The organism is Brevundimonas sp. GN22, from assembly GCF_054824005.1.
Map to the genome: position 1 here is coordinate 1 of NZ_JSYD01000087.1, position 11,736 is coordinate 11,736.

Below are 11,736 nucleotides of genomic sequence, written 5' to 3' on the forward strand. Positions count from 1 at the left end.
TCAGAGGTAGAACGTCAGCTTCCCAAGCTGCATTTAAGTCAAGAAAAACAATGATTTAACTGTAAAACGCCCCTTGGTCGGCCCAATAAAATCAATAGCACTCTATTGATCTGTAAATCGGTTATAGGGCTTTGGCTGGTGGTCGGTTCTGTCGATTGTAGAGGGTGTTGTGAGGGGCGTAAGCCGCCAGGGCGTTCGCAAACGCATACCATTACGGTTGATGTAGGTAATCCCGCTCAACACCCGGCGGTCATCAACGCAAGGCTCGTCGTAGCTCTTGGGGAAGAAGGGCTCCAGCCGAGCTAACTGCTCGTCCTTCAGCCAATACAGGTCGCTCATGATCCAGCCCCCTCAAGAGCCTGAATCAAATCGCGTGCATCGCATAAATGGACCCTGAGCCTAAAGAAGATACCGCGAAACTCTAGCAGGGTCCAAACGGCTTCATTCAAAGCTAGGGGCTTATGCTGTTATTTCGTCGGAAGGTTCGAAGGCTGTATCGACCGGGTCAACACCAACTTTGCCGAGATCCGGCATAGTGGCTGGCAGGACTGCGGCTCGAATACTGCCGTCGTCTATCAGGATATTCTCAGGATGTCCGAGTTGCACGTATCGGATGGCCTCGCATCTGGCGACGATCTGCTCGGCTAACCGAGTGACCACCTCTACCGTCTGGTCCCTGTGACCTGCGATATCGACTAGAAGGCGCTCATACCAGTCGGGTAGCCCCAAGTTGATATAGTTATTTGCTGCTGCTTGTAGTTGCCCTCGGGGCGTGAAGACCCCGTCGGGCTTATTGACGAGCTCATCCAAGATCTCACTAGCCACGGTCATGCGCAGCATCCCAGTTACGACCTCGGTCCAGTTCAGGACTGTTTTTTTGGCTGAGAGCGCTGCCGGCAAGAAATCTGCCAAGCGTAATAGCAGCCGGGCGATGAAGGTTGCTGCTGCGGCACCCCCGACGGGGAGAAGGGTCGCTAGGACGGTCAGGGATCCGAGTGCCAAGAACCCATTTCCGACCGTCGCATGCGATGAGGCGTCGACCCCATGGGTGTCGCATGCGCTCAGCAGGACGATGGGGGGTGGCTTGACACTTCCACGCAAGCTCCAGACGTCAAGCGGTTGTCCGTTAATCATCAGGGCACCGACGCCGTGTCCGCCATCGAGGGTCCCATGGCCGTCGAATATCACGATCGCGCCTTCAAAATCGTTCAACGCTTGGGCGAAGGCCTCGACCGTGGACACGCTGACGAAACTGACCTTGATCTTGCCAGCCAGCATCGGTGCCATGTCCTCGATGCTGTCCCGCATGAGGTTACGCAGGGGGTCTCCATCTTCGAACGACGAGATAACCAACACCTTTTGTAGGGTCGCAGGTTCAACGGTGATCGGCTCGCTGGTCGCGAGCTGTCCAATCATTAGATTGCCCGGCGTTGGATTAATGCGGGAGCACTGGTGACGCAGCATAAGGGGAAGGCCGCGGATCGGAAGCCACTCGATCGGCGGTTCCGCGATAATCTTAATCGGTCCCGAGACCTCGTTGTTCAGAAACGCCATCCTTTCCGGCCCGATCGTGACGCTCAGCTGATCTTGGATTTCTGCAAAGAGGCGACGGGCCTTGTGTTTGGATTCGGCCTTTTCCGATCGGACACTTCGGGCGTAGGCAGACAGCTTCGGGAAGACCCGGTTGACGCCAGGACGCAGCCGCATAACCGCTGATGTTGTCTGTGAAGCGGCCAACCCGACCGAGGCCATGAACAGATGCAGTTCCTCTATTCGGATCTGGAAAATGCCTTGGGCGGAGGGCGACTGGCTGAAGGCCGCTAGATCCAGACCAGGTATAAGAAAGCCTTCCTGCTTCTGGAGCATCCGAATAGCGGTCGCCGAAATTCTGTCAGGGGCTTTGCGCGCATCGACCCGGCGATAGACGGGGCGGTATAGGGCAGGTTCTACCAGCCAGATCTCGGGATGCACTAAGTAAAGACGGTGAATGTTTTTGATACCCGCGCGCTTTCGGGCGTGAAACACCGCACGGGTCGTTTCGAGGATCTTGAAGTCGTAGTCGCTTTCCTTTTTCCCTAGAAAGGGTTCGCCCTCCTCGAAGTCACGTCCAGCGCGCATAAGGCTCATCTGGCTACCGCTCAGTGCGTTGTGTCCGTCAAGCTTAAGGCCGGTGGGTTCAGGTGCGCGAGTTGTCCAGCTTGCGAGCTTCTCTTCTATGAAGGCACGAATAGCGGTATCGAGGCGGGATCCATGCTGGGCGAGGGTATCTCTTAGATGCTCGACCAAACGGGCCTCATCGAAGGTGTCAGCCGCAACAGTTCCGGGGATGCCTGGGTTGTTGACGTGAAGAGGATTCATTTCCTGAGCAGCCCGCCAGGTTTCGATGCGGTCGGCCACAGCGGGATCAGCGCTTAAAAGGACCACAAAGAATCCCAACTGCTGAGCTGTGATTTGCTCCAGAGCGCTGATGTCCAAGGGCGTCCAAGCCATCATTCGTGCGCCGCCCATCCGCTGCGACACTAGGACGTCTATCGGAACTGAGTTCTCCGCTATGTCCGACGGCAGCTTGACCAATCCTTGGAGGTAAGGAAGCAACTCGGTCCAACCGCGGCCAAACCCCTGGAATGGGGTGGTGCCATCATCATCCCCGTCAGGCATGACGAGAACATAGCTGATCTTCATGGGGTTGAGAGGTGGCACAGCATATCTTTCAGGCTTGGAGCGGAGCGTTACAGTTTTGTGAGAGGTGGAGAGGGAGTCTCGCTCAGGGCGAGATCTGAACCTCTCCGAAAGGTGTCGGTGCCGAGCGGTCTCGGTTCAGAAGCCAGGCCGTCCAGGCATGGGTATCCGCCCCCTTCAAGTGTTTCTCATAGGTTGTGGATTTGCCGTCGATCACGACCTCAACCTTGAACTGCTTGGTGGGCCAGTCACGCACGTAGCGGTGAATATCGATCCGCCAAGGGGTATCAGGCCTAGGTTCAGAAGGTCCTATTATCAGTTCTGTAGCGCTCTGCCAGCCTAGAAGCTCGGCGTTATGCGAGATTAACTGTTCAGCATATTCCGCTGCTGCTCGTAGTCTTCCAAGGGTATAGCCAAGCGAGACGTCTCGCCACGCCAGAAAGCCTGTCTCATTAGGGTTGGCTTCCCAATTTCGGGACGCTAATAAGTTTGGGTCTAGACCCTAGTGAGACAGTCCCCATGAGCGGCAAGATCGTTGGCTACGCCCGCGTCAGCACATCCGGCCAGGACCTCGATGTGCAACGACAGCTTTTGAGCGAAGCCGGCTGCGACAAACTATTCGTCGAGAAGGCCAGCGGCTCCAGCCAAAACGGGCGTGCTGAGCTTGCCAATGCTTTGGACTATGTCCGTGAGGGCGACACCTTCATCGTGACCCGGTTGGACCGCCTCGCACGATCCATGTCTGATCTCCGTGACATTATTGACCGCCTGACAGCCAAGCAGGTTGCCTTCAAAGCTTTGCAACAAGGGGCGATCGACACCAGCAGCTCAAGCGGTCGCCTCATGCTGAACATGCTTGCGGCCTTTGCGGAGTTCGAAACTGACCTGCGCAGAGAACGCCAGCGTGAGGGTATCGACAAGGCGAAGGCCGCCGGTGTCTATCGCGGTCGTAAAAAGACCATCGACGAAGCCGAGGTCCAACGCTTGCTCGATGAAGGCATCGGTCCCTCTGAAGTCGCCAAGCGACTCGGGATTGGCCGTGCCAGCGTCTACCGCGTCAAGAGCACTACTAATGGCACTGGCGCAACAACGTGATGCCCGCTATCTCGGTGAGGAATAGTGAGTGCGCGTCGTGTCCCAATCATCTATAATTACAAAGTCCAAAAAGGCCGGTAAGCACCTCGTCCCTGCCCTAGATATGGCCCTCGCAATAGATCGCGAGGAGGCACTAGAGATCGCGCAAAGAGAAGCTCGCATTCGCTCGAAACTGGCTGCCGCTCAGTCGGGAAATGTGCACGTCGAGCCTCGCAACTCGGTCCACCAAGACGCCGCCATTTTCCAGGAAATCCGGGATTCTTTGAAGGCTGGGGCCTCTATCAAACTCACCACCAAACAAGGTCGTGGAGTTATCAAAAGAGAGGCCCTCTACATCAAGGACTGGAAGAAGATAAGGGCAGAAGACAGGAAGGCCAATAGACAGCATCGTGACCTAAACGACTGGGTCAAGACCATGTGGATGCCACACTGGGACCACACGGGTGATCGCCTCAAAGCTTTGGCTTGGTGCCTAGCCATGAACGAGCAAGGCGCACGCACTATGACGCTGCGATTAGGCACAGAGGTAATCGAAGCCGGCCTTGCTGATCCTAAAGGTTTGAGCACTCACTTACTGCGTCGCATCAACCGTCATTTGAAGAAAGCCGCAAACGACTTGGACCTTCCGGTGCCAGAGCACTTCTTCATGGTCGAAGCTTCAGACCTCGGTGAAGTGCACATCCATGGGGCTATCCTTCTGCCTTCAAATGCAAAGGCCTATAAAGCCTTCCGACAAGCCCTGATTGCTGCTGGTGGTGAATGGCGCGGTGGTGGGTCCGCACGCCAACTTGATACGCAAGCCCTACAAACACCCGTCCGTTGGACCGGATACATCAACAAATGGCGCTTGGGTTCTGCTCTGAAGATCCAAGGGAAAGCATTTGCCGCGACCCACGGCGTCCGGCGCATGGGCAAGGATTGGTATAAGCGAGCCACAGCCAACAACGCAGTGCTTCGGCCCGGGCAAAACTACACGGACTTCGGTCTGACGCCGATCGGATAACCGAAGTCCTAGACAGGGATATGCCTAAGTCACCCGGGTCCATTCAGTGAGCCGCTAATTTTGGCTCTATCCCTTATATCCAGGCGATCGTCTGATCGCGGTCGGATTAAAAAGGCATTCAGGTCAGACCGATTGATCACTGGCCATGTTGGCTTCCAGTTCAGCAAGCCTCCGGAAAAGGGTGTCGTTCTCGGACATTGATTTTTTGGCGGCGTCGAGAAGGGCTTGGCGCTTTTCTGCATTTTCGCTTGCTGCCGGCGTTTCAGTAGCAGATTGGGGCGCAGGAGTGTCTTTGTCGCTCATGGCAGTGTCTCGAACATTAGACCTTCGGTAAGTCTGGCCGACGAAACCATAGTAGGCAAACGCTGACTATTGTCGTTCCTCGCAATCGGTCGATGTCAGCAGCCGATCGTTTTCAATAGTCAGCGTTTGCCTACTATTGTTCATCCGGCTCATGATTGCCATCAACGAGCGCTTTGGCGCTTCAGAGGTGGAGAAGCTTCAATGGCAGGCTTAGATCAGATAGATCAGGACGAGGTGGGCGGCACTATGGTCGCTTTCCTAGATCTTATTGCCTGGGACATCGAAGCGAGGCCGGAAGCTCTGAAGCCGGTATCGAACGAAACGTTTGAGTTTATGCGTCAGCTGTCTGAAGCCAGAAAGACCAGTTCGGCGATCCCTCGTTGATAGAGGTGGTGTTATGTCCAGCAAACAGACATTGACCGATGCTCTTACAGATCCAGACGAGGACGGCCTCGAGGTGCTCTTGTGCAGCGAGACTGATTATTTGGAAGATCCGTTTCAGTTCTTCACCGAATGGCATAGCCACGCTGACGACGAAGCTTTCGCAGCTCTTTCCTCGACGAGCTCAGACTGACGGCAGCCGATCTCGACTGAAGCGCACAAGCTGGGTCTTTAATGCTTCGTTGGATTGCAGGTGAGCGACTTCATCCCAGTCGCCACTCATCCATAGGTTCTGATCATCAGTTGTATTCAGAACAACCGGCATCGCCTTCGGATGGGCCGACTTCACAGGCTCGACCGGATCCGTGGTTAGGAAGGCGAAAAGGTCGATCTCCTCCCAGCCGGTTTTGATCTTCCGAACGCCACCCCAGTCTCGAAGGTGGATGCCAGCGAAGAAGCCCAAAGGGTCTTCTTCTTCACTATCTAGCTTGAACCACACCGGAGCATATTTGCCATTCACTCGCCCAGGCTCACTGAAAGCTGTGAAGGGCACCAGACATCTGTGCTCCGGCGTTAGCCAAGGCTGCCAGTGACGTGAAGAAGTGTTGCGGACATTTGTCGTGCCCTTGTCCGGCTCCATGCGCAGCAACTCGTCGAAGTCGATCTCTGTGCCTTTGGCGCGGAGTTTGCCAGCCCGTTTCGACGCGGAATCGAAAATCGCTTTCTTGGATGAGGGCATGCCCCAGCGAGCAAGCGCAAGTTCTCTGACACCATCTGCGCCCGTTCTGACGATCGGAGCTTCGTAGTCGGGATAGACATCGCCGGTTTGCAGGTTGCCGACTAATGAGCGCTCAGCGCCTGATGCTGTCATCAGAGCCTTTGGGCCAAGCTTCTGTGTGTAGAGGTTGCACATGAGGCATGAACTCCGGGAACTCTGTTACATCATGGATCGTTTTCTGAGGGTAGAGGCGGCTGCAGGAGCAGAGGCCCGCCACATTGCGCTGCTCCATCCTTTCTAACCACAATGCGCCCGCCAGCTATGCTTCAGAAGCCATTCTAATAGGTGCTGGAGCGCTCTGAGGCGATGCGATTAGGCTTTCTGCTCAAGGCCATCTGAACCGCTCTCTGGCCCGTTATTTTTCGGCTAAAACAAGAATCGTTGATACGTGAGTTGGGTCAGAGCTATGAGATGAGGCGATAAGTCATTGGGCTTGTAAAAGGCGTGGCATGAAGGCCGACCAATTCGACCTCTCCCAGATCAAGGCAGTTCCTAATAGGCCGCTCTACAAGTATCTGAGCCTTGCCACCGGCCAGTCTCCGACTTGGCAACAGCGTGTAGAAGAACTGCTGTCAGGTGTAGCGTTTCTGCCCAGCCCTAATGACTTCAACGACCCCTTCGACTGCCTCCCGGTGCCAGTCACCCCAAATTCCCGCGAGGAAATGGCCTCGCTGGGTGACGCTTTTATTGAACGGATGGTCAGTGCTCTGCAGGACGAGTTGCCTCAAGAAGTCCGAGGTATGTTGGCGCTGGCACTGAAAGTCATGACGCCAGAAGAGCTTCGCGATTTGGCTCGACAAAGCATAGCCCAAGAAATGAAGCACCTGGGCGTCTTCTGCATGGCGGAAAACCACACCAACATTCTTATGTGGTCTCATTATGCGAACCACCATCGCGGAATTGCGCTAAAGTTTGACACTTCGAAGCAAGTGACGGGAGGGCTCAATCCCCTTTTGAAGGTTCAGTATCAGAAAGAACGCCCGCAGCACCGACGTATTTTTCATGACACTCCACTGACTGAAACGTTGATTGCGTTGTGCACTAAGGCAGAGTTTTGGGCCTACGAGCAGGAGTGGCGATTGATCGGTAGTGAAAACGCCGGTTCGAGACTGAGATTTGATCCGAACGTGATCACAGGACTGATTTTTGGTGCCAAGATTTCACCTGCTGACGAGCAATGGTTACGGGAGCGGGTGGCAGGACGAGAAATCGAACTGATGCGAGCAGTTCCCTCGCAAAAGACTTTCGATTTAGAAATAGTGCCCGCGTAATTCACTGAAGTGGACGCACGAATGAGACCTAATCAAACACCGCAGTTTCCACGACTTCGTTGTCCTACGTGACCATTACATTCTCAGGCTCGTGCCAACGGGGCTTGGCGGAGGTCGGTGGTATAGGCCGGACTCTTTAGGTCGCTACGGAGCTTCCAAGCAGGGTTATGGCCGGTTCGTGCAAGGTAGAGGCTACCGCGACCGAACTTGCCGTTGATGCTGTCCAGCGCGCTTAAAAGGGCCTCTCTGGATGGGTCTTGCGCATCAAAAAGCGAGCGTGGCGTTTCTTCTGGCGTTGTCAGTCCATCCAGCATCACACCGGCCTTCGCGTATTGAAACCCGTTAGCCCAGATCAGCTTGGTTGCCCTTGTCGCTGCCGACACCAAGTCACGGGTGTCCCAAGTAGGGGATGGGAAGCCTATCGTTTTGGCCACAGAGCGAGATGGACCTTCTCGAAAGGGCGAGGTGTGCATGAACACCCGGATGGACGGTGCTAGGACACGGTGTCTTCTGAGCTTCTCAGCCGCACGCGTGGCGTAGAAACCGGTCGCCTGCATCATCTCTTCGACGGTGGTGATCGGCTTGCCAAAAGATCGGGTCACGGCGATCCCTTTCCGGACCGGTGGTGTCAGTTCCAGATCGTCACAATGGATGCCGTTCAGCTCACGCACCAGCTTTTCGCCCGCCACAGTCAGCATGGCGCGCGCCTGCCTCGGAGGCATGTCTCGAAGATCGGCTGCCGTCTCGATGCCCACCGCACGTAGCTTAGGTGCAGAGGCGCGACCAATCCCCCAAACATCCTCGATGTCCAACAAGGGCAGTAGCTGACGACGGAGGGCTTCATCGGTTAGGTCGCAGACGCCATTTAGCTCCAATCGCTTTTTGGCGAGGTTGTTGGCGACCTTGGACAGCACACGCGTTGGACCAATGCCGACACGTGTCGGAATGCCCGTCCACTGTTTAACTGTCCGACGCATCTCCTGAGCAAGCGCGGAGCGATCCGGAACGTCGCTGAAGTCTAAGAAGGACTCGTCGATCGAATAGACCTCAACCACCGAGGAGAACGTCTTGTAGACCTCGTTTACGCGTCTGCTCATGTCACCATAGAGCGCGTAGTTGGACGAGCGAGCGACGATGCCCTCCCGTTTGCATAGGTCGCGGATCTGGAACCACGGCGATCCCATCTTAACGCCGAGGGCCTTTGCCTCCGGAGTCATGGCAACAGCACAGCCGTCATTGTTAGACAGGACTATGACGGGGCGACCTTCAAGCGAGGGATCGAAGACACGCTCACAGCTGCAATAGAAGCTGTTGCCATCCGACAGAGCATAGGAGCGCGCAGTCATCGAACCACCGCACGATGGGGCGTCAAAGACCATGTCACCACGCCCCAAATGCTGGCTTCTGATGCTTCATCGAGCTTGAGGGGCAGCATGTCGGTATTGGCGAACTGCAGAGACATCGTCCCCTCAGAAGAACGGCTCAGTCGTTTAACGCTTGCCTGTCCATCGATGACGGCAATCACAACGTCGCCGCAACGGGGCTTCAACGACCGATCAACCACGACATAGCCGCCATCAAGAATGCCTGCGTCGCGCATGCTGTTTCCGGACACCCGCCACATGAAGGTGCTGATCGGATTGGTCACGAGCAACTGGGCGGGGTCGAGGGCTTCCTCGACATAATCATCGGCGGGCGACGGAAACCCCGCGCACACCGAAGGCCCCATCAGGGGGATCAAAATTTTCTGCACAACACGGCTCAGAGCTAACGCCTAAAACCGACCCAAGCCCGCTCTACGCCTCAACGCGGCGTGCGCGCAACGTGTATTGTTCTGATTTTGTTCCAATTGCTGTGGGTGGGCTTGGTGAGGGTGTGGATAGACAACGAAGATCGCCGACAGCGCCCGCGCATTAGCCACAACCTGCACGAATCCGAACCGCTAGACTCTGACCATTCAAAAGAAGGAGGTGACCAATGCAGTTCGTCCTAACAACGTGGGCAGGAGACAAGCTGATCAGGTATGAGCCGATATATGCACCGAGTGCTGATCACGCAGTGATTTATTCTCAAGGAGTGCTAACGGAGCGAACCAAAGGCCACGAAGATTTTCTGATTGAAGCTGGTGTTCGTTATTGCGTGGACAATGACGTCCAAGACCCGGGTGCATATATCTTGAACCCGACGACCTTGGTCGGAACCTGGCACCTTGTTCAAGATCAACCAGCACCACGACTAGTTTGGGAGGCAGGGCGTAGCAAGGCAGAGCGATCTACCGCGATGACCAAAAAGGCCTGACCAGGCGCAGATTGTGCATTGGTTGTGCATCCAACGCCTCTGTTTTTAGCGTCGATGTCGATGCCGCAAGGCGCGGCAGCAGTTTTTTCTAATGGTGCCGTATCCATAAGAACAACGACGTCGACTTTCAGATTGGTATCGTAGTCGGTTGCAGATTTGTTTATGAACTCCGCGCAATGCACCAAGCCTTACGGATAGTGCATTGCGCGGACCGAGCAAGTCCATAAGTTTCATATGGTTGGTTGACGTCAGTCGTCCGATGGGCTAGCAAAGCCTTTCGATTGGATCGGGGTATCTCCGAGACGATTGCTACTGCTCCGGCAGTCAACCGTTGAAAGACGGCTACGGTTTTGGGTTGCGCCGAGAGCAGCCCCGTAAAAGAGCATTCACACTTGAATCTGTCTTTTGACTCCGCCTCTGCCGAGAGCGGAACTTCCTCGCGTCATTCGCGAGCCAGCGCTGTCATGCCACGCCTTCTGAACGCGCGAGAAGCTGCGGCTTATCTGGGCGTGACGCCCTATCTTCTGAACACCATTCCGGTGATGCCTATCCACTTGGGTAGCGGTGCCAGACCCGCAAAGCGGTGGGACCGGTGCAGCCTTGATCGTTGGCTTGACGATATGGCGGGTTTGACCCCGGATTCGGCTGCAGACACCGCTACTGATCTCGAAAGCGAAATGGCCGAATGGAGCGTTCGTAATGGCCACTAAGAGACCAGCTCTGCCCAACACTCACCGGGTAACGAAGCGGCACACCAACGGTGATGTCACCCTCTATATATATGCCTATCGTGGCGGTCCCTTGCTGGCGTCCTATCGCGGGTCAGATATCAAGGAGGCCACGAGGCTGGAACGCGCTTCTGCTACGGACCTCATCAAGAAGTATGCGCTACAAGCCGAAAAGCCGGCTCCGAAGGTTATGACGCTGCACGATCTTATTCAGAGATATCGTGCTGACCAGGACGGGTTGCAAAGCCTCAGATCCTCGACGCGCAAGGAGTGGGAACGAGTTTTGGGCAAGATCGATGCTGAGTTCGGCACCTTGCCCCTGAAGCTGCTTAAAACGGAAAGCGCGCGATCGACCTTCAAAAAGTGGCGCGACGGCATGGCTACGACACCCCGAAAGGCTGACTACTTCGTGGGCGTGCTTAGCCGAGTTATCAATTATGGCGTGCAGGAGCGCTTAGTCGAGGTGAACCCTGTGGTGGGCTTCAAGAAGCTGCATAAAGTGGATCGGTCAGAAGAAACTGTATCGGACAGCGAACTTAACGCGGTCCTGGAGCACGTCACAGAACATGCTCGCCGAATGATCATCTTGGCTGCACTAACAGGCATGCGTCGCGAGGATTTTGTAAGCCTGAAGTGGGACCATGTGCAGGATGACCGCATCGAGTTCCCAACCAGCAAGAGCAACTTCACGCAGACTGCTGTGGTGCCCCTTTATGGTGAAGCACGCATTCTGATCGAGGAAATGCGTGCGATCAGGGAGGCGCAGATCAAAGAGGGTCGAGTGCCTTCGAGCTTTGTGCTGGTGACGGAGAAGGGAACGCCCTGGAAGCCGGACTCAGCAACGCAAGCCTTCTGGCGTGCCGCAAAGAAGGCCGGGGTGCAAAAGCGGCTGCATGACCTGCGTGGAACTGCCGTGACTCGGTTCCTGAAGGCGGGCCTGTCCAACAATCAGGTTGCTATGCTGGTTGGCTGGAGCGAGGCCAAGGTCGAGGTCATCATGAGGCGCTACGTCAACCGTCGAGAGATTGTGGCTGCGGTTACGGAGCAGCTTGCGAGGGCTGAGGGAAGCCGTTAAGGGAAACATCCGGCGAACACATGTGTAAACCGCGCTGTAAACCGCAACGGTTTGCTCCGCAGCAAGGTTCTCAACATGCTGATTTCGCTGGATGAGCGGGTATAGTTCAGAGGTAGAACGTCAGC

General features: G+C 55.6%; 12 protein-coding genes and 1 pseudogene. 6 read left to right on the forward strand and 7 right to left on the reverse strand.

All coding sequences use genetic code 11. The features are described 5' to 3' along the window. Positions 1-142: 142 nt before the first annotated feature. From OB03_RS11935 to OB03_RS11945, 3 genes and pseudogenes are all read right to left on the reverse strand, one after another. Positions 143-339, reverse strand: a pseudogene (locus tag OB03_RS11935) (IS5/IS1182 family transposase); the annotation flags it as partial. 120 nt (positions 340-459) lie between these two features. Then, positions 460-2,682, reverse strand: coding sequence for a CHAT domain-containing protein (locus OB03_RS11940; protein ID WP_461344283.1), 2,223 nt, complete (start codon positions 2,680-2,682; stop codon positions 460-462). Positions 2,683-2,764: 82 nt separating this feature from the next. Then, entirely contained in the window at positions 2,765-2,935 is a 171-nt protein-coding gene (locus OB03_RS11945; RefSeq protein ID WP_461344284.1) for a hypothetical protein, read from the reverse strand. A 263-nt stretch (positions 2,936-3,198) separates the two neighbouring features. Here OB03_RS11945 and OB03_RS11950 point away from each other — a divergent pair, with 263 nt between their 5' ends. Next, positions 3,199-3,774 (forward strand): recombinase family protein, encoded by a 576-nt coding sequence (locus tag OB03_RS11950; RefSeq protein WP_461344285.1) that lies wholly within the window; start codon positions 3,199-3,201, stop codon positions 3,772-3,774. 103 nt (positions 3,775-3,877) lie between these two features. After that, a complete protein-coding gene (locus OB03_RS11955) occupies positions 3,878-4,777 on the forward strand; it encodes a hypothetical protein (protein ID WP_461344286.1) in 900 nt (299 codons plus the stop codon). Between the two features lie 123 nt (positions 4,778-4,900). Here the strand turns inward: OB03_RS11955 and OB03_RS11960 are convergent, their stop codons facing one another. Next, on the reverse strand, positions 4,901-5,080 hold the full coding sequence (locus OB03_RS11960) for a hypothetical protein (protein ID WP_461344287.1): 180 nt from the start codon (positions 5,078-5,080) through the stop codon (positions 4,901-4,903). Between the two features lie 69 nt (positions 5,081-5,149). Between OB03_RS11960 and OB03_RS11965 the strand changes: the two genes are divergently transcribed. Next, entirely contained in the window at positions 5,150-5,464 is a 315-nt protein-coding gene (locus tag OB03_RS11965) for a hypothetical protein (protein ID WP_461344288.1), read from the forward strand. Between the two features lie 181 nt (positions 5,465-5,645). Here OB03_RS11965 and OB03_RS11970 read toward each other — a convergent pair whose 3' ends face one another. Next, positions 5,646-6,374 carry an SOS response-associated peptidase family protein gene (locus OB03_RS11970; protein WP_461344289.1) on the reverse strand — a complete coding sequence of 243 codons (729 nt, stop codon included), beginning with the start codon at positions 6,372-6,374 and terminating at the stop codon, positions 5,646-5,648. 314 nt (positions 6,375-6,688) lie between these two features. On the opposite strand from OB03_RS11970, the gene OB03_RS11975 reads away from it, so the two are divergent. Continuing rightward, positions 6,689-7,510 carry a DUF2971 domain-containing protein gene (locus tag OB03_RS11975; RefSeq protein WP_461344290.1) on the forward strand — a complete coding sequence of 274 codons (822 nt, stop codon included), beginning with the start codon at positions 6,689-6,691 and terminating at the stop codon, positions 7,508-7,510. 83 nt (positions 7,511-7,593) lie between these two features. Here OB03_RS11975 and OB03_RS11980 read toward each other — a convergent pair whose 3' ends face one another. Together OB03_RS11980 and OB03_RS11985 are read right to left on the reverse strand one after the other, a co-directional pair. Continuing rightward, the gene (locus tag OB03_RS11980; protein ID WP_461344291.1) at positions 7,594-8,856 is read right to left on the reverse strand and encodes a Y-family DNA polymerase; all 1,263 of its coding nucleotides are present in this window, start codon (positions 8,854-8,856) and stop codon (positions 7,594-7,596) included. Further along, positions 8,853-9,263 carry a LexA family protein gene (locus tag OB03_RS11985; RefSeq protein WP_461344292.1) on the reverse strand — a complete coding sequence of 137 codons (411 nt, stop codon included), beginning with the start codon at positions 9,261-9,263 and terminating at the stop codon, positions 8,853-8,855. Before OB03_RS11985 ends, OB03_RS11980 begins: the two co-directional genes overlap by 4 nt. A gap of 1,009 nt (positions 9,264-10,272) precedes the next feature. Between OB03_RS11985 and OB03_RS11990 the strand changes: the two genes are divergently transcribed. Together OB03_RS11990 and OB03_RS11995 are read left to right on the forward strand one after the other, a co-directional pair. Beyond that, positions 10,273-10,518 carry a hypothetical protein gene (locus tag OB03_RS11990; protein WP_461344293.1) on the forward strand — a complete coding sequence of 82 codons (246 nt, stop codon included), beginning with the start codon at positions 10,273-10,275 and terminating at the stop codon, positions 10,516-10,518. Beyond that, positions 10,508-11,611: a tyrosine-type recombinase/integrase gene (locus OB03_RS11995; RefSeq protein ID WP_461344294.1), complete on the forward strand. Its 1,104-nt coding sequence runs from the start codon at positions 10,508-10,510 to the stop codon at positions 11,609-11,611. The genes OB03_RS11990 and OB03_RS11995 overlap by 11 nt, the downstream gene beginning before the upstream one ends. Positions 11,612-11,736 lie beyond the last annotated feature (125 nt).

Coding starts and splice junctions, on each gene's coding strand:
- OB03_RS11950 (WP_461344285.1), top strand. CDS start 3,199: ATGAGCGGCAAGATCGTTGGCTACGCCCGCGTCAGCACATCCGGCCAG.
- OB03_RS11980 (WP_461344291.1), bottom strand. CDS start 8,856: ATGACTGCGCGCTCCTATGCTCTGTCGGATGGCAACAGCTTCTATTGC.
- OB03_RS11995 (WP_461344294.1), top strand. CDS start 10,508: ATGGCCACTAAGAGACCAGCTCTGCCCAACACTCACCGGGTAACGAAG.
- OB03_RS11970 (WP_461344289.1), bottom strand. CDS start 6,374: ATGTGCAACCTCTACACACAGAAGCTTGGCCCAAAGGCTCTGATGACA.
- OB03_RS11955 (WP_461344286.1), top strand. CDS start 3,878: ATGGCCCTCGCAATAGATCGCGAGGAGGCACTAGAGATCGCGCAAAGA.
- OB03_RS11940 (WP_461344283.1), bottom strand. CDS start 2,682: ATGAAGATCAGCTATGTTCTCGTCATGCCTGACGGGGATGATGATGGC.
- OB03_RS11990 (WP_461344293.1), top strand. CDS start 10,273: ATGCCACGCCTTCTGAACGCGCGAGAAGCTGCGGCTTATCTGGGCGTG.
- OB03_RS11975 (WP_461344290.1), top strand. CDS start 6,689: ATGAAGGCCGACCAATTCGACCTCTCCCAGATCAAGGCAGTTCCTAAT.
- OB03_RS11960 (WP_461344287.1), bottom strand. CDS start 5,080: ATGAGCGACAAAGACACTCCTGCGCCCCAATCTGCTACTGAAACGCCG.